Source organism: Exiguobacterium sp. UBA7533 (assembly GCF_002479335.1).
Classification (GTDB): Bacteria; Bacillota; Bacilli; order Exiguobacteriales; family Exiguobacteriaceae; genus Exiguobacterium_A.
Map to the genome: position 1 here is coordinate 581,800 of NZ_DLMP01000005.1, position 16,907 is coordinate 598,706.

Here is a 16,907-nt window from a genome sequence, read left to right on the forward strand (position 1 = left end):
TTTCCACTATATCAGCATAATCAATTTCCACCTCATTTTCCACTATTTGTTATGGTGACTATCCTATGGTACGGTAAAACAAAGGAAGGTGTTCTCCATGGATTCTGTCGTCACGTTCGCACCACTAATCGTCTTATTCTTCATCTGGATGTCCTTATCTCAAAAAGCAGACGAAGCGAAACGCCGCCAACAAACGATTCTGAAGAAGCTACAACGGATCGAAGAGCACCTCGGTCTGAATGAGGTGTCACTAGAAGAAGCAGCGTTACAAGTCGAACTGGTTCAGTTGCTTCATGAAGGAAAGACGGTTGAAGCTGTCAAACGCGTTCGAGAGACGCTCGGATTGTCTTTGCTCGAAGCAAAACAATACGTCGATCAACTAAAAAGCGAGCACGGAATATGATCAAAAAGACCATCTGACAGCGAAGTTCAGATGGTCTTTCTATTCATTCCGTTACTTCATATTGTTCGTCCGAAACTGCCTCGAGCCAGAGTGGTGTCCCAGCAGTGATCGCAATGTGCGAAAACCAGGAAGACTGTGTTGCCCCGTGCCAATGCTTCACACCATCATGCGTGACGACGACATCTCCTGCTTGCAAATGTCGAGCGGGTCTCCCTTCTTCTTGATACCAGCCTTCCCCTTCCGTGACGAGTAGAATTTGATATCCCCCATCATGGATGTGCCAATGATTCCGCGTCTCCGGCTCGAACGTCACATGTGATACGGAAACGGGTAACGATTCGTCGACAAGTGGTGCTAAATAACTGATACCTGTGAATACCTCTTGATACGCTTCGTTCTTTTCGCCTCGTGGAAACATTAATACTCCTCCTTTTTACCACGGTTGAGTCGTTGGACCGACCGTAAATTCGCTCACGTTCGTATCCTCTGGTTGATCGATCGCAAAGGCGACGATCCGCGCGATACTCTCTGGTGAGATACCGTATTGGTCATATAGTGCCGTCATTCCTTCAAGCGACTCCCCGTGTGAGATCGTCTCGAGCAATTCGGTATGAATCGCTGCCGGATAAATCGTTGCCGTTCGAATGTTCGTTCCTTCTTGCGCCGACTCCATCCGTAAGACTTCCATTAAGTTACGTACTGCCCATTTCGTTGCGCCATATACGGCTCCACCCGGATACGCCTTAAGACCTGCTACGGATGAGGTCGTCAGAATATGCCCCGCACGTTGGGAAGTGAATGTCGGCATGACAGCTGCAATCCCGTTCAAGACACCTTTGAGATTGACGTCAATCATTTGATTCCACTCGTCTACTTGTAAAGCAGATAGTGGAGAACTCGGCATCAGCCCCGCGTTAAGGAAAATCGCATCAATTCGACCATACGCCGTCAATGCTGCTTCGATAAGTCGTTGATTATCCTCTAGTTTCACGACGTCTGTCTCTTGGTATATTGCTTTCCCACCGTCCGCTTGAATCGAATCGACGAGTTTCGCCAGTCGATCATTGCGACGTGATCCTAACACTAGCTTTGCTCCCTGCCTTGCAAGTAAGCGTGCTGTTGCTTCTCCAATACCTGAACTTGCTCCTGTGATGATAATGACTTTTCCTTGAATGGCCATGATGATGACGTCCTCTCTTGTTTTCTTATTGTTCAGTGCTCATTTGAACACGTACTGTATCAGCTGATAATAGTTCAGATAATCGATTCGGTTCGACCCAACCAATTCGCGTGTATTGAATATCTGTTTGAAACGACTCGTAAAATAGGACGAGACAATCTGATCCATACAGCATGAGATCTCCCGCTTGCACCGTTCCGATATACTTTGGATTCGTCGGTAACGAGAATGGAACGTAATGATACTTTTCATTCCCATTCAACTCTTTCATCTGCATCGTCAGCGGCAATCTTTTTTGCAATGCCATCGCTGTCTCATTGTCCGCAAAACGAATCGGGACGGTTGTTTCATCGATTTGGAGCAAGACGCTTTTCAACTCCTTTTGTTCTAATTCACTCGGTCGTGACGATTCTTTCATGTCGGTGCATCCACTCAATAGAAAAAATGCAAGTAGACAACCGTACCATCTACTCATCCGACATCTCAACCATTCGAATGATTCTCGCCGGAGTACCTGCGACGATCGTACAGGGCGGAACATCACGTGTAACCGTGGCGTTCGCTGCGACGATCGCATCCTCACCAATCGTCACGCCAGGCAAAATCGTCGCCCCAGCGCCAATCCAAGCATTACGCCCGACATGAATCGGTGCTGTCTCAACGCCACCTCTTTTCGTTGGTGCTTCCGGATGGTTGACCGTCAGCAACCGTGCGAATGGACCAATCAAGACATGATCGTCTAACCGAATCGACCCAAGATCCGTGAACATGACACCTCGATTGAGGAAAACGTGCTTGCCGATGGATAGATGCCGTCCGAAATCCGTAAATAGAGGCGTTAAGACTCTAACAGACGAATCGATGTCTTGCCCTGTGATCACGGCAAGCGCCTGTCTTCGCTCTTCTTGTGAGATCGCTTGATTCAATCGCTGCAATTCCGGTTCGATTTCATCTTGAATGGCATGAATGCGCTCAAGGACCGGATCCGCTGGAAGAATCGTACGTTCTCTTACATAGGTTTGCAGTTCAGTCATCGTACATCCTCCTTTCTCTCGATCGCTTGGTCTCATCTTACGGCTGACAACCATTCATGTCTAATGCTAATATTAAGTAATAAACCATACGTTTTTCGCATGGATAGAGGTGAAATGATGGAATTACAACAACTACGTTATTTTTTAGCATTAGTTGAAGAAAAAAACATTACGAAAGCGGCACGGATCCTTCGTTTGTCGCAACCGGCATTATCGCGTCAGCTGCAACAACTCGAAGAAACGATTGGGGTCGAATTGTTCGAACGCTCGAAACAGGGGTTGCGTTTGACTGAAAAGGGACGATTCTTTGAAGAGCGCGCACGCGAAATGGTTACACTAGCAGATAAGGTATTGGTCGACCTCAATACAAAAGAAGTACTAACGGGCGAAATCCATATCGGTGGTGGCGAAACACAACAACTGACGACAGTCTTGCAAGCGTTTAGAGACTTACACTCCATTCATCCTGATGTAACGATTCGTATGTATAGCGGCAATGGAAATGATGTACTCGACCGACTCGAAAAGGGATTGCTCGATTTCGGATTGGTCATTGCTCCGTTCGATCTATCCGCGTTTCATTCCTTACGGTTGCCCGGTCAGGACTGTTGGGGAATCTTAACACGTCGTGATGCCTCGATCGCACAGTCTAAGTCGATTTCACGAGAACAACTTGTCACCCTCCCGTTACTCGTATCCGAGCAGACACAACTCGATACGTATTTCCGTGAACAGAGTGGTCTAACGCTTGAGGATTGTCAGATCATCGGAACATATAATCTGTTGTTCAATGCGTCTTTACTCGTACGCCAAAGAGTGGGTCACGCTCTAGCAATCGATGGCATCATCGATACGACCGCTTCCGATCTAATCTTTCTTCCCCTTGATCCTCCCGTCGTCTCGGACGTCCATTTGATTTGGAAAAAGGAGGCGACTTTATCGCCCAGTGCGCGTGTGTTACTGCGAACGATCAAGGAAGGATTTCATTCATAAGAAAACGGTGAGCACCTATTTGAGCGCTCACCGTTATTTGTCATTCGACTTGATTGCATCAAGTATCAACGAAGGAAATCTCATCTGTTCTGCATTACGGGGATCATATCGTTTCGAACGGAAAATGACACCGTCACCGCCGTCCCAATCCGCTTGATGGAAGATTCCATCCTGATCGAAATATTCGAGAAGACGCACCTGAAATCCAGCCTCTTTAAATACTTGTCGTAATGTTTCGTGCGTATAAACGATTTTGTGACTCGCTGCCGGATGGTCAGTGGGACCCGGGCCACCGACTTGGACGATTGCTTGGTATGCGTCATCCCGAAAATAACCGTCCGGCACAGCACAACGGACGTATCCCCCTGGTGCAAGGTATGTATAACAATGACGTGCCGCGTCAATTCCTTCTTCGAACGTCAAGTGCTCCCAGACATGTTCCGCAAGAATCGCTTGCAACGTGTCGTTCGAACACAATCGTTCCCAATCGGACCGATTGAGTAGATTCAGCTCATCTTCCTGTGTATGATACCAACCGGGATTGTTGTGGTACGGTCCTGCTCCAATGACGATACGTTCTTTCATATGGGATCCTCCTTGTCGTTTCACCACTCTTTTATTTCTCATTTCACATAATCATCCCTGCTTGCGACAAAAAACGAGGCTGACTCAACAAAAAGAATGACGCGTCTTTTCACGCCCTTTCCTCAGGCGAGACACAAGCCAGTTTTCCTGCTTCATTCAAGCAGGAAAGCAGGTCTTGATTGTCTCTGACAGCGCATAAATGCGCTTTTTCCTGTAGGAGTTGCGTGTGACGAGTCATTCTTTTTATTACGAGATAGGGGTGGCAGATCATCATTCTGCCACCCTTATCTTTGTAGAGACTGACTTTTGAGTCAGCTCCGTTGCTGTTAATCCCGCGCCGCGAGGCGATATAAGAGATCGAGTAATTCGATATAGAGCCAGATGATCGTCACGATCAATCCGAATGCTGCAACCCACTCCATCGATTTCGGAGCACCCGCACGAACTTGTTGCGAGATAAAATCGAAGTCCATCACGAGTGACAGGGATGCCACGATGACGATGACGAACTGAATACCAATCGCAAGCGGTGAGCTACCTGTCATGAATGGGAGGTCGACACCAAATAACGAGAGAATCAAGTTGACTGCATACAAGACGAAGATCGAGAGAATCGCTGCTGTTACCGCAGAACGGAAACGTTGCGTCACTTTTATCATGCCTGTCGAGTAGACGAACCACATCGCAAATGCAACGACGAATGTCGCAACGACTGCCTTCCCGACGATTCCTGGATACATGCTTTCGAACATGAGCGATAACGCTCCGACTGCCACCCCTTCAACGATCGCATAGACCGGTGAAAGAACCGGTGCCGTCGCCGGTTTGAATGTGATGACCAAGGCAAGAATTAGACCGATGACCAGTCCACCAATCAAGGCTGGGAACAACAATCCTTGGTTTTCTGCGAGGAAGAACCAACTTCCTCCAGCTGCTGCCGTGACGAGAGCGAGCAGTAAGAAAATCTTACTCATCGTCCCGCTTTTCGTCATCGGTCGTTCTCCGACACGTGCCGTATCGAAGCCACGACGCAATGCCGGGTTAACTTTAAAACGTGAAGCCATTGCATTCACTCCTTTTTATGATTCTGCTTTGTATTACGAAAGCTTCCCGAAAAAGTTTCAAAATAACCATTGATCGAGTGCTTTTAATTGCAACATGACGACTGGGATCGAGGCTTTGGCATCGATGCGGTGTGATTTCGCTTGCCCAATCAAACCGGACGTCACGAAGTCCGACCCTTCGAGCGCTTCCCCGATCGGACCAAATGCATCACTATCGACTTGACGGTGTCGGTAATGGATGAACCGTTCCGTCGTTCCTTCTCTGACTTTACAACCGTCCTCGACGTCCGGGCGATTCAGTCCGTATTCGGCATAATGCCAGACGGTCGTCGTATCCCAAGGCGAACCGATATGCAGGATTTGACCGTCGGCCTCGATGAAGCGTTCAATCGGTGAACCCGGACCGAAGCCATTTTCTAGTGTATGATCGGCAACGAATGTCGCCGCATCTTTCCCCCAAGCCGTCACGGACCACATCGGATGATCGCTTCGAACGACGCCGGGATACGTTCGAAAGACCTCCGGTACGCGACCGATGCCGCGTGTGACCGTTTTTGCCAGGTCATATGCCGGCATCTCCCGGCGGATCGTTTCCCACCATTCTTCCGGTACAGCCGGTTGGCTCCAGTTCTTCGGATCCGAATTATCGGTACTTTGCGCCGGCATCATGATTAACCCTTCCGTCGTGACGACCTCCTGCAAGGCTTCGATCAACGCTTGTACGCCACCGGGAATCCAGCCGATTTGTTTAAGTGACGTATGGACGAACAGTTTCATACCGGGCGTCACACCTAATTCGCGTAACGCCTCTTTGATTTGTGATTTCGTGACCATGTTTCGTGTTTCCATCGATCTTATCTCCTTACTCGACGACTAGTGCTATCGTCGACCCCGTTTTTCCTTGCTTGACCTCGATTTTCGCATCAACACGTGACTTCAGCTCCTGCACATGACTGATGATTCCGACCATACGGCCGCTCGCTTGAATCGAGAGCAACGTCTCGATCGCTTGTTCAAGTGATTCCGGATCAAGTGTTCCAAATCCTTCATCGATAAACATCGTTTCAAGTGACACGCCACCACTTGCTTCTTGAACGACTTCCGACAATCCGAGCGCAAGCGCAAGTGATGCTTTGAAGCTTTCTCCACCAGATAGCGTCTTGACGTGACGTGTTTGCGACGTGTACGCGTCAAAGACATTTAAATCAAGCCCATATTTCTTGAGTCCTTTTCCCGCCTCCGTTTTCCGTTCAAGCTGGAAACGACCAGAGGTCATCTCGTGCAGATGCCGGTTTGCGGCGAACAAGATCTCATCGAAGTATGCCGTCTGGACGTACGTCTCGAATGTCATCCGTTGCGCATTCTCCCCGACACCAACGCGAGCGAGTTCGCCGATGACTCCGTATCTCGCATCCTCGTCCTCAATCTGGCGTTGCAAGCTTTCCCAAGCCGCAATCAATTGATCGATGTGTGCGCGTTCCTTCTCAAGCCCGACACGTCGGTCGGTCCGCTCCGTCAGTTCGAGCGACGCCGTCTTCACATCCATCCGCAACTGTTCGAGATCCGGACGCACTTGACCTTCTGTCTTCAAACGGGCTTGTTCCTGCTTCAGCTTCAATTCCTGCCGCGCTAGACGATCTTGTTCCAAACATTCTTGGAGGTGACGGAGTTCGTCACGAGACCGTCTCGCATCGCGGAAGGCTTCAATCGTCGGAAACGCTTCTTCTGCCAAGACTGCGTGTAATTCCTTTTCGCGTTTCGTTAATCGGTCGCTTTGTTCAGCAGATGCCTCAGTCAATTGACGGAATCGACCTTGGTGTTCCGCGAAGTCACGATCGAGCTGTTCCTTCTCGTGTAGCTGTTGCTGTTTGTCTTGCTTGAACTGCTCGATACGTGTTTCTGCCTGTTGTTGTTCCTCACGGAGTGCTGGTAGCGATTTCGTGGACTCTCCTGATTGACTTAGGCGACCAGACAAGTGTGCCATTTCCGATTCGATGACGGTCCGGTCTTTGATCATTGCATCGATTTTCAGTTGTAGCTGATCCATGGATTGCTCGAGTTGTTGCAGGCGAGTCTCAAGACGCGCTTTTTCCGTCTGTGCTGACGCTAATCGGGCTTCCGTCTGTTCGACTTCCCGAAGCTGTGCTGAAACATCCGCATGAGATGACTTGTTTTCACTCGTCTTTTGAATCTCGGTCGTCAGTTGTTGCAGACGTTCGGCAACCGTTCGGTACGAGGCTTGTAACTCTTGATGCGCTTGTTGGGCTTCTAGGAACCGCTGTTGCGCTACATCGACCGATAGTTCCTGTGCGACGGCGACAGCATGTTGCGGATGCGACGTACTGCCACAGACAGGACAAGCCAGCCCGTCCGTCAATCCCTTGGCAAGTTCAGCAGCCAGTTGTTCCCGTTCACTTTTACGAGCTACTTCATACGCACGCGCTGCCGCCTCTTTTTGATTCCGGACGCTTGTACCGCGGACGATCAACTGTTGTCGCTCTGCTTCCAACTTGTCATACTCTGCGAACTTCGTCGCCAACTGTTGCAGGGTGAAGCGTCGTTCTTGCGCCTGTAAGCGTTCTGCTCCGACGTTCTGCAATGGTCGTAGCTGTTCCTGAACGGTCTTTCGCTCCGTCCGCGTTTGTTCAAGTTGTTTCCTGAACGGTTCCGGATCAAGTTGCTTTAAGCGTTCTGTCAGTTGTTGCTGTTGTTGCCGTAAGAGGGTCTCCGCTTCCAACCGTTCGCATTCTTCTTGAATTTTCTCAAGACGACGACTCAGTTGTTCAATCTGCGGTTCTTCCGCCAGTAATCGATTTACTTTGTCTTGAACGGTGCCTTGCCGCTCTGTCAAGCGCGTGACGTGCTGTTCGGTTTCTTGCTGTTGCCGTTTAAGTCGTGTTAGCTGTTCTTGATCTTGTTGCCATTGATCAAAAAATGGTGCGACGATTTGAGCACGTTCGGCAGCCGTTGCTTCTTCTTGCATCCGCTTAATGTCTGATGATCGTTCAAGCAACAACTGCTCCGTCCGTTGAAGTTGCTCTTGCTCTTGAAAAGCTGCTTCGAGTTGTTCGCCCTGTTGCAACCGTGTCGTTTTGCTCTCGACGATCGTACGTGTTTGTTGCTCCGCTTCATGAGCCGCTGTCAACCACTCATCCCGTTCCGTCGTCAACGCTTCCATTCGTAACCGGATGTCCGCTTCCGTTAATTCACTCCAGTTTGCTTGCAGGGGTAACTCCTCAAGCTTGGCCCATTGTTTCGTCTTCGTTTCCTTGATGCGTGCCGCAAGATCGAGCGCTTGTCGGTGCAAGCGTTGTTGGAACTCACCATAATGTTCCGTCTTGAACAGTTGTTTGAGAATCTGCAATTTATCTTTTGACTCTGCCATCAACAGTTCCCGGAACTTATTTTGCGGCAACAGGAGAATTTGTGAAAACTGTTTATGGTCGAGCTGGATCAATTCTTGAACGCGCTGCTTGATTTCCGGAATCTTGATGGCAAGTGGTTTCCACGCCACGCTGTCGAACCGAGCGAACTCTGCTTCATGCGAATAGCCGGTTTTATTGACCGGATGCGGTTGACTCGGTTGCCGGATGATGCGATACCGTTCCCCTTTGAGCGTAAACTCCAGTTCGACTTCCGTCTTTTGTTCAGGTACGGCAAAATGACTTCGCAACTCACTCATTTCCCGCTCACCACCGGACGTCTCACCATACAGGGCGAACGTCAATGCATCAAAAATCGTCGTTTTCCCAGCCCCTGTATTCCCGGAAATGACGAACATCGTCCGTCCAGCAAGTGCCGTGAAATCAATCGTCTCTTCACCAGCAAACGGACCAAAGGCGCGTAATGTCAGTCGTTCTGGGCGCATGTCGCTTCCTCCTTCAAGACGGCTCGCATCTCTTCCGTCGGCTTCTTCTCACGAACTGCTTCATAAAATTCACTGAACAGATCCGCAACAGAAGCATCCTTGACCTGCTCACGCGATGCTTTGACCGCCCGCGTACTCTCGCGGACGAATCCGATTCGCTCGAGGTGCAGGATGTTCGGATAGATTTTTTTCAGCTTGCCCATCGGATCCATCAAGGCTTCGCCGTCCGTCAGGTTGATTTTTAAATAATCATCCGTGACTTGCGTCGCAACGAACGCAGGATCCGTCAATTCATCGAGACTACCAGTCAGTTCTCGCAAATCACGTTTTGGTGCAAGCGGTTCGAATCGACGATCGAACGTACCAGTATCGTTCAACGTCAACACATCGACGCCTTTGACGTGATGTGCTTCTGAAAACGAATATTTCAAGAGCGATCCGCTGTATCGGACCGTCTCGGATTGAATTGCAAGCGGGTTGTGCAAATGACCGAGTGCTGTATAGGTAAACGGTGCAAACTGGCTCGCACTAACTTGCCCTGCCGTTCCGACGGATAATTGCCGCTCCGAATCTGTCTCGAGTCCACCGATGACAAAGGCATGACCGACGAGAACACTCGGTCCGTCTGGGACACATCCGGCAAGGATCGTCCGCATTGCGTCATCATGCGTCTTAATCGTTTCATCATTGTGCACATACCGGACGGTCGCAGGATCAGCGAACGGCACCGGGTAAAATGATACTCCCTTGATCGCGACCGGCTTGATGACCGGCGTCAATTTTCCAACAAGGTGTAGACCCGCCCGTTGAAGTAACGTCGTTCCGAAACTTAACCGTTCGGCTGAATCATGATTTCCGCTGATCGCAATGACCGGTATGTCCCGGTCAAGAATCAGAGCAGCGAGCGTCTCATCGAGTAGTTCAACGGCTTCTGTCGGCGGGACGGCACGGTCGTATAAGTCACCCGCAATGACGATTGCATCCGGTTGTTCGCGATCGACGAGTGTCAAAAACTCGCTCAGGACCGCCCGTTGGTTCCCGAGCATCGACTCGCCATGAACGATTTTACCGAGATGCCAATCGGCAGTATGTATCCATTTCATCTTCATCACACTCACTTTTTAAATATAGTAGCTTAAGTGTAGCATGCGAGCGTTCGTTCTGCGACGAACATCTGTTTGGAACACAAAAAGGAGGAGTTATCCTAACACACAGCGACACTACCATACATTTAAACAAAAAAAATTAGAATTTTTTTGATCAAAAAACTACTTTATCTTTAACATCAAGTCAATTTCTGTTGACCTTATACCTTTTGATGACTTGGAACTTCAAAAAACTGCTAAGATATAAGGTATACATTTCCACTCGAATCGAAGGAGCAAAAATATGAAGAAATTATTAATGTTGACTGTATTATGTACTACTTTATCAGCCTGTAACGCAAACGATTCTAAACTCAGTTTTAGTGAGCTAAAAATAGTACCTAACGCTCTCCAATCGAAAATAAATCCTGCCACTACTTTGCAAATGATCAACACGAAAGACGATATCGCCTATATTATCTATCGCACAAAGAAAGCAGTCGCTTCTGATCTTGAAGCACAAGGAGATACGCTGAAGATTAAATTGAATGAATCTAAAACTCATAAGAAGACAAAGCAGCATGTCTATAAATTAACTTTAGATCCTGAACATGAAATCATCGATGTTTACGTAAACGGTAAATCTACCGCGTTTGATAACATAACAAACTGATAAATCTAGAAATATCAAAATAGAAACAATATACATACGAAAATCCCTTCTTTTTTTTGTGAAATGAAGAGGTTGCAAAAAAAAGCAGGAGGCGAATGCCTCCTGCTTTTTGCGCTTTCACAACGAGCGTATTACTTCGTCCGTTGCTTTCTAAAACGTTGGACGGAACGAATCACAGAAACTGATCCGCCGATGATCGCACCGACACCGACGACGATGCCTGTCTTAAATTTTTTGCCCGTTGGTTCGGATGTATGCGTTGCTTGATTGTGTTCAAAAAGTTGTTGGAGGGGCGACGACGTCTCGACTTCGAGAATCTTCGATGCATCCTGATGCAAATCTTCTCTACGTTCGACACTACAAGGTGACAGATAGAATGGGTTCAAGTTCGTCCGGTACCGGTCTGGATTCCAGTTGGCTTGCTGGACAACCGCCTGTGTTTCTTCCGTCTGTGCTTGATCCTTCATCGGATCGAATTCTTGTTTCATCTGAATCACTCCTCTTCACGTTCAAAACCTGTAGACCGATTTATGTCTGAAGTCTTATTTACCTGTTTTTTAAACATTTAAAACATATATTTTTAAAATTAGTTTTACTGTTTTATGAACGTTTATCCGAAATAGGCGTGATACAGTCGTTTTGCTTTAACGAGATCCGCCTCGCCATGAATCAAGACACGACCATCTCGAAAGGCGACCATTCGATGCTCATCCGTCGTAAACGCCAGCAAGTATGGATTATGGGCGGAAATCGACGCAACCGGCTGGAGGCGTTGTTTTAATTGTTCGAGATCCCGCTGCCCGTCTCCACGGATTTGAACGGCATCGCGACCGCACAGTGCCGTGAAACGCACCGTTTGATTCGATAAATAAGGATAAGACGGCTCGATGCCGCACGAGGGGCACTCTGTTTGCTTCAGTGACTGGACGTTGATTTGTTGGAATGTATTCGACCACACGTCAAAGGCAAGCAGACGTGTCCGCAACGCGTCCGTCTTCCCGCTCAACCACTTCAACGCTTCCGTCACTTGTAGAGAGGCGACCATCTGAACAGCTGGACCGATGATTCCCGCCGTATCACACGTCTCCTGATCACATGGTAATTGATCGAGCAGACAATGCAGACATGGCGTTTCTCCCGGGCGAACAGTGAAAGTAATCCCGTAACTGCCGATGCAGCCGCCGTAAATCCACGGAATCGAGCGCAACAATGCCATATCGTTCATCAGTAAACGAATATCGAAATGATCCGTCGCATCGATGATGAGATCGATATCATCGAGAAGCCATGTCAGCGCTGCCCGGTCGACATCTAATACATGTGCTTCGATCGTCACCGTCGAATTAATCGCTTCAAGTCGCGCTTTTGCAGCAATCGCCTTCGGTACGCTGTGCCGTGCATCATCCTCCGTATAGAGTTGTTGCCGTTGTAGATTACTCCACTCGACATAATCGCGGTCGACGATTCGGACGACGCCGACACCAGCGCGAACGAGTTGTTCTGCCGATGCTGTTCCGAGTGCCCCCATCCCGATGATCAGTACCTTTGCTGTTGCGAAGCGTGCTTGTCCTGCTTCTCCAATCGGTTGAAATCGAGTTTGACGTGAATAACGTGTCATCGAATCAATCCACTCGTTGGACTACTCGCGACTGCATACTGTTTCTTCTCGATTCTTCCCGCTTCGTAGCCGAAGCGCCCTGCTTCGACGGCTAGTCGCATCGCGTGCGCCATCTTGACTGGATCCTGGGCATGGGCTACAGCGGAGTTCAATAAGACACCATCCGCTCCCAGTTCCATTGCATAGGCGACGTCAGTTGGAGAACCGATTCCAGCGTCGACGATGACAGGCACCGTCGTCTGCTCGATGATGAACTTTAGGTGGAGCGGATTGAGGATGCCTTGCCCAGACCCGATCGGTGACGCTGCCGGCATGATGGCATGACAGCCGAGTTTCTCGAGTCGTCGTGCAAGGACGACGTCGTCCGATGTATACGGTAAAACGATGAATCCTTCTTTAAGTAACTCTTCAGAAGCCCGTAACGTCTCGATTGGGTCAGGTAGTAATGTCTTATCGCACCCAATCACTTCAACCTTGACCATGTCACACATACCGGATGCCCGCGCAAGCTTTGCTAGCCGAACCGCTTCTTCCGCTGTCTTCGCACCAGCCGTGTTCGGTAGTAAATCGTACTTCGTTAAATCAAGCGACTCCAAGAAATTCGATTGTTGTTTGTCGAAGAGATCGAGCCGCCGGACAGCGAACGTCAAGATTTGTGAAGCGGACGCATCGATGGCCTCCTGCTGTACCGTAGCATCCGTATATTTCCCCGTTCCGAGTAATAACCGTGATTCGAATGTCTTTTCTCCAATTTTCAACATCTTTATCCTCCTCCTACGAAATGAACGATTTCGAATGTGTCATTGTTCCGAACGACCGTTTGATTGTAAGCTCCGCGGTCGATGATCTGTCGGTTCTGTTCGACGATGACAAGTTTTTCCCCTAAGCCAAGTTGCGTGAGCATGTCCTCAATCGTCTCAATCTGTTCAATGGTGTGGTAGTTGCCGTTAATCGTAATGTTCATCGAACTTCCTCCTTTAGGGTCAACCGTAATGTGTTTGCCAAAACTTCCGCTGTCGCCGGTGCGAGTAATATGCCATGCCGATGATGCCCCGTCCCTATAAAGATCCGCCGGGACGAATCAGCGACTCCGATATATGGCAAGCCGGACTCTGTTTGTGGTCGTACGCCTGACCAGACTTCTTCGATGACAGCATCACGGATCGGTGGATAGAGACGCTCTGCTGCTTGAAGCAGTGACGTGACTCCTGCGACACTAACACCGATCGTCTCGTCGTGCGGTAGTTCGGTCGCACCGATCAATATCCGTCCGTCCGCTTTCGGTACGAGGTAGACGGCGTCATCAAACAGGATCGAGCGTAATGGCTGACCTGCGAGACGGACTGCGAGACATTCCCCTTTGACACCATACGTCGCTATCGAAATACCCGCTGTATCGAGCAAGGCTTGGGACCCGCGTCCGGCAGCAATCGTCACCGTTCGTCCCGTCCACGTTCCCGTGTTCGACTCAACCCTAATGAAATCATTACTCTCCTCGATTCGCGTGACGTCCACCTGTTCTTCGATTGGTACCCCACGATTTCGTAAAGCATGCATCAATGCAGTCGTTAGTCGTCGCGGATCGATTTGACCGACCGATGGAAATAAGTATTCTTGCCCATTTTGTTTCAATAAAAATGGTTGTTCCCGGTAGCCACAATCGATCCCGGTCTCGCGCGTGAGGCGTCGCGCAAGTAACGGATACAGACGGCGACTTCGCGCGGCAAGCGTATGCAATTCTTCTCTCAGCTCGATGTCCGTCGCAAGCATCCCGGCAGCCGCCCGACTCGTCCCTTGTCCGCATGTTCCGCGATCAAGGACAAGAACGGATTCGTTCTGACAAGCGAGACTGTAAGCAAGCGTCAAACCGATGACTCCACCACCGATGATGATGTGATCCGTCATACCCGTACCCCCTGATAACGCTGAATGGCAGCATGCGGGTCCGCTTGACCGAGAATACCGGATAAGACGGCGATTCCGCTTGCACCGGTCGCTGCGATCTCAGGAATGTGATCAGGAGTGATCCCGCCGATTGCGATGACTGGTTTCGTCGTGAAAGTGACAACTTGCTTCAAGGCATCGATCCCTCGCGGTGGCACGTTTGGTTTCGACGCTGTCGGATAAATATGACCGTACAGCAGTCGGTCGGCTCCTTCCGCTTCCGCTGCAAGTGCTTCTGCCAGAGAGTGGACGGATTTCCCGATGATGAGATTCGGAAAGTGTCGCCGAACATCGCAGACACGTAAGGAACGTCGCGTCAATTGCACACCGATGCCAGCGACATGGGCGACGTCGACCCGGTCGTGAACGGTTAATTGATCAGACGAATACCCTTTTGCAAGGAGCGCGTCAATCAGATCTAACAATTCTGTTGCCGACAAATTTGGTTCTCGAAGATGAAGCTGGTCCGTATATGGTTGAAGCGATTGAAAGGTTTCCACTCCATCGCGTGGATTGATGGATCCCGTCGAAATCAGATGTAGACGCATCATGTTCTTCCTTTCCATACGAAAAAGGACCACTCCCGATGTTGAAGGGAGTGGTCCGAAAATGCGCTGAAGCGCTAAGGATATCTAAGGTTTCGAGCCACTTCCCTCCGCTAGTACGAACTAGATCAGGTTCAAAGGGTCCGGATACTTCCGTCTCAGTCTGCTGCGAGACTCCCCTAGTGTCTTTTCGTGTTTAATTGGCTTGCCCCATTAGTCTAGCATGAGTCGCTTTGCTTCGCTAGTCCTAGTTGAGCGCTTCCACTTGCTGAACAAGCTCCGATTTCGTCGGTCGCTGTTGCTTCTGGCTATCGGCATAGGTCTGCTTCAGCTTTAAGATCCGCATCACTTTAGCATCGAGCATCTCTGACGACAACGTTTTTTCTTTAACGGCTTGCATCACTTCGGTGTGGACCTTCGGATAGGCACCTGCTTCCGAAAACATCGCCATATCAGCTCCATTGACAAGTGCCTGGCGTGCCGCTTCCGCGAGACCATATCGTTTCGTGATCGCTCCCATGACAAGGTCATCCGTGATGATGACACCCTTGAATCCGAGTTGTTGACGCAAAAGGTCAGTCAAGATCGGCTTCGAGAGCGAAGATGGATTTTGATCGTCATACGCGGGATAGAGAATATGGGCGACCATCACCATCTCGGCGCCCTCTTGAATCGCTTCTTGGAACGGTAACAGTTCCGTTCGCTTCAGTTCTTCCTTTAATGCTGTCACTCTCGGCAAACCGACATGGGAATCGACACTCGTATTGCCGTGACCGGGAAAATGTTTGACGACCGGAATCGTTCCCGTCTCTTGCATCCCATGCATCAGGGCCGTACCGAGAGTCGCGACGGTCTTCGGATCAGCACTTAACGCACGGTCGCCGATGATTGGATTGTTCGGATTGCTATTGACGTCAAGGACCGGTGCGAAGTCCATGTTGAACCCATAAAATCGTGACAGGTGACCGAGCGTACGTCCGACATCTTCCATTTTTGCAGCATCTGCACCTTGCGCCATCCGTTGACTCGTCGGGAGACGTAATCGTTGATCCGGTACCCGGCTGACCCGTCCGCCCTCTTCATCAACCCCGACGAAAACATACGGTTTTTGGTTCGTTTCTTGAATGGCACGCGTGAACGTCAAGAGTTGATCTTCTGACGTAATATTCCCACCAAGCAGTAAGACCCCACCGATCGCATGCGTCTGCAACAATTTCCGGTCAGCTGCTGAAAGTTCCGTTCCAGCAACTCCGATATAGAGCAATTGATCGATCTTTTCTGACGTCGACATCGCTTCAAGTTGCTGCTTTAATCGTGCTTGTTGTTGTTCTTCCTTTGTCGGCTCAGGCTTTGATTTCTTCGCCTCCGTCGGTTGCTTCGTTGCTGGTTGTGATGGTTTCGTTGGTTCCGTCGTCTCCTGCGCACACCCTGCAAGCAACAGGCAACCGATCAGTGCTACTTTCTTCACAAAGGATCCTCGCTCCGGACACCATTGATGGAATAATAGACGGAAATCTCAGCGTTCAAGGATTGCGAGACCGAACAATATTTATCTTTTGATAACGAGATGGCGCGACGGACCTTATCTTCCGAGAGATCACCTTCAAGCCGGTAATGAATCGAGATCGACGTAAAGCGCCGCGGATGATCCTCTGACCGTTCCCCTTCGATATCCATTTCGAAATGGGTGATCGTCAAGCGCATCTTCTCTAAAATCGAGACGATGTCGATTCCAGTACAGCCGGCAACGGCATGTAGCAGCAGTTCAGTCGGTCGTGGTGCTTGATTTTCGCCACCGTTCTCCGGTGCTGCATCCATCGCAAGATGATGCCCTGATTCCGTCTGTCCACTAAACCCCATCTGTTTGTTCCATGTCACTGTCGCTTGCATCGTTTCCACTCCTTTGTCAGTAGTC

20 protein-coding genes and 1 riboswitch are annotated in these 16,907 nt (G+C 49.5%); of the genes, 3 read left to right on the plus strand and 17 right to left on the minus strand.

Annotation, left to right across the window (positions count from 1 at the left end; all coding sequences use genetic code 11):
* Nucleotides 1-97 precede the first annotated feature (97 nt).
* On the plus strand, nucleotides 98-403 hold the full coding sequence (locus B2U10_RS10610; RefSeq protein WP_290753304.1) for a hypothetical protein: 306 nt from the start codon (nucleotides 98-100) through the stop codon (nucleotides 401-403).
* Nucleotides 404-446: 43 nt separating this feature from the next.
* Here the strand turns inward: B2U10_RS10610 and B2U10_RS10615 are convergent, their stop codons facing one another.
* The 4 genes from B2U10_RS10615 to B2U10_RS10630 are packed head-to-tail and all read right to left on the minus strand — an operon-like array spanning nucleotide 447 to nucleotide 2,617.
* Entirely contained in the window at nucleotides 447-821 is a 375-nt protein-coding gene (locus B2U10_RS10615) for a cupin domain-containing protein (protein WP_290787517.1), read from the minus strand.
* Nucleotides 822-836: 15 nt separating this feature from the next.
* Nucleotides 837-1,583: an SDR family oxidoreductase gene (locus B2U10_RS10620; RefSeq protein ID WP_290787520.1), complete on the minus strand. Its 747-nt coding sequence runs from the start codon at nucleotides 1,581-1,583 to the stop codon at nucleotides 837-839.
* A gap of 25 nt (nucleotides 1,584-1,608) precedes the next feature.
* Nucleotides 1,609-2,001 (minus strand): cyclophilin-like fold protein, encoded by a 393-nt coding sequence (locus tag B2U10_RS10625; protein WP_290787523.1) that lies wholly within the window; start codon nucleotides 1,999-2,001, stop codon nucleotides 1,609-1,611.
* A gap of 49 nt (nucleotides 2,002-2,050) precedes the next feature.
* The gene (locus tag B2U10_RS10630; RefSeq protein WP_290787526.1) at nucleotides 2,051-2,617 is read right to left on the minus strand and encodes a DapH/DapD/GlmU-related protein; all 567 of its coding nucleotides are present in this window, start codon (nucleotides 2,615-2,617) and stop codon (nucleotides 2,051-2,053) included.
* 117 nt (nucleotides 2,618-2,734) lie between these two features.
* On the opposite strand from B2U10_RS10630, the gene B2U10_RS10635 reads away from it, so the two are divergent.
* Nucleotides 2,735-3,610: a LysR family transcriptional regulator gene (locus B2U10_RS10635; RefSeq protein WP_290787529.1), complete on the plus strand. Its 876-nt coding sequence runs from the start codon at nucleotides 2,735-2,737 to the stop codon at nucleotides 3,608-3,610.
* A 33-nt stretch (nucleotides 3,611-3,643) separates the two neighbouring features.
* Here the strand turns inward: B2U10_RS10635 and B2U10_RS10640 are convergent, their stop codons facing one another.
* From B2U10_RS10640 to B2U10_RS10660, 5 genes are all read right to left on the minus strand, one after another.
* Complete coding sequence (locus B2U10_RS10640; RefSeq protein WP_290787532.1) at nucleotides 3,644-4,195, minus strand: class I SAM-dependent methyltransferase; 552 nt, start codon at nucleotides 4,193-4,195, stop codon at nucleotides 3,644-3,646.
* A 326-nt stretch (nucleotides 4,196-4,521) separates the two neighbouring features.
* Nucleotides 4,522-5,259: a Bax inhibitor-1/YccA family protein gene (locus tag B2U10_RS10645; protein ID WP_290755621.1), complete on the minus strand. Its 738-nt coding sequence runs from the start codon at nucleotides 5,257-5,259 to the stop codon at nucleotides 4,522-4,524.
* A gap of 57 nt (nucleotides 5,260-5,316) precedes the next feature.
* On the minus strand, nucleotides 5,317-6,108 hold the full coding sequence (locus B2U10_RS10650; RefSeq protein ID WP_290787536.1) for an aminoglycoside N(3)-acetyltransferase: 792 nt from the start codon (nucleotides 6,106-6,108) through the stop codon (nucleotides 5,317-5,319).
* 13 nt (nucleotides 6,109-6,121) lie between these two features.
* The gene (locus B2U10_RS10655; protein ID WP_290787539.1) at nucleotides 6,122-9,127 is read right to left on the minus strand and encodes an AAA family ATPase; all 3,006 of its coding nucleotides are present in this window, start codon (nucleotides 9,125-9,127) and stop codon (nucleotides 6,122-6,124) included.
* The gene (locus B2U10_RS10660) at nucleotides 9,109-10,230 is read right to left on the minus strand and encodes an exonuclease SbcCD subunit D (protein ID WP_290787542.1); all 1,122 of its coding nucleotides are present in this window, start codon (nucleotides 10,228-10,230) and stop codon (nucleotides 9,109-9,111) included. The genes B2U10_RS10655 and B2U10_RS10660 overlap by 19 nt, the downstream gene beginning before the upstream one ends.
* Nucleotides 10,231-10,516: 286 nt before the next feature.
* Here B2U10_RS10660 and B2U10_RS10665 point away from each other — a divergent pair, with 286 nt between their 5' ends.
* Complete coding sequence (locus B2U10_RS10665) at nucleotides 10,517-10,885, plus strand: hypothetical protein (protein WP_056060683.1); 369 nt, start codon at nucleotides 10,517-10,519, stop codon at nucleotides 10,883-10,885.
* Nucleotides 10,886-11,016: 131 nt separating this feature from the next.
* Here B2U10_RS10665 and B2U10_RS10670 read toward each other — a convergent pair whose 3' ends face one another.
* From B2U10_RS10670 to B2U10_RS10705, 8 genes are all read right to left on the minus strand, one after another.
* A complete protein-coding gene (locus tag B2U10_RS10670; RefSeq protein ID WP_290749475.1) occupies nucleotides 11,017-11,373 on the minus strand; it encodes a hypothetical protein in 357 nt (118 codons plus the stop codon).
* A gap of 122 nt (nucleotides 11,374-11,495) precedes the next feature.
* Nucleotides 11,496-12,503 (minus strand): ThiF family adenylyltransferase, encoded by a 1,008-nt coding sequence (locus tag B2U10_RS10675; RefSeq protein WP_290787545.1) that lies wholly within the window; start codon nucleotides 12,501-12,503, stop codon nucleotides 11,496-11,498.
* The gene (locus B2U10_RS10680) at nucleotides 12,500-13,264 is read right to left on the minus strand and encodes a thiazole synthase (protein WP_290787548.1); all 765 of its coding nucleotides are present in this window, start codon (nucleotides 13,262-13,264) and stop codon (nucleotides 12,500-12,502) included. The genes B2U10_RS10675 and B2U10_RS10680 overlap by 4 nt, the downstream gene beginning before the upstream one ends.
* 2 nt (nucleotides 13,265-13,266) lie before the next feature.
* Nucleotides 13,267-13,467, minus strand: coding sequence for a sulfur carrier protein ThiS (thiS, locus tag B2U10_RS10685; RefSeq protein ID WP_290787551.1), 201 nt, complete (start codon nucleotides 13,465-13,467; stop codon nucleotides 13,267-13,269).
* Nucleotides 13,464-14,408 (minus strand): FAD-dependent oxidoreductase, encoded by a 945-nt coding sequence (locus B2U10_RS10690; protein ID WP_290787554.1) that lies wholly within the window; start codon nucleotides 14,406-14,408, stop codon nucleotides 13,464-13,466. Before B2U10_RS10690 ends, thiS begins: the two co-directional genes overlap by 4 nt.
* Nucleotides 14,405-14,998, minus strand: coding sequence for a thiamine phosphate synthase (locus tag B2U10_RS10695; RefSeq protein WP_290787557.1), 594 nt, complete (start codon nucleotides 14,996-14,998; stop codon nucleotides 14,405-14,407). The genes B2U10_RS10690 and B2U10_RS10695 overlap by 4 nt, the downstream gene beginning before the upstream one ends.
* 82 nt (nucleotides 14,999-15,080) lie before the next feature.
* Nucleotides 15,081-15,183: riboswitch (TPP riboswitch) on the minus strand.
* Between the two features lie 56 nt (nucleotides 15,184-15,239).
* Nucleotides 15,240-16,460, minus strand: coding sequence for a beta-N-acetylhexosaminidase (nagZ, locus tag B2U10_RS10700; RefSeq protein ID WP_290787560.1), 1,221 nt, complete (start codon nucleotides 16,458-16,460; stop codon nucleotides 15,240-15,242).
* Nucleotides 16,457-16,882 (minus strand): OsmC family protein, encoded by a 426-nt coding sequence (locus B2U10_RS10705; protein WP_290787563.1) that lies wholly within the window; start codon nucleotides 16,880-16,882, stop codon nucleotides 16,457-16,459. Before B2U10_RS10705 ends, nagZ begins: the two co-directional genes overlap by 4 nt.
* Between the last annotated feature and the right edge of the window lie 25 nt (nucleotides 16,883-16,907).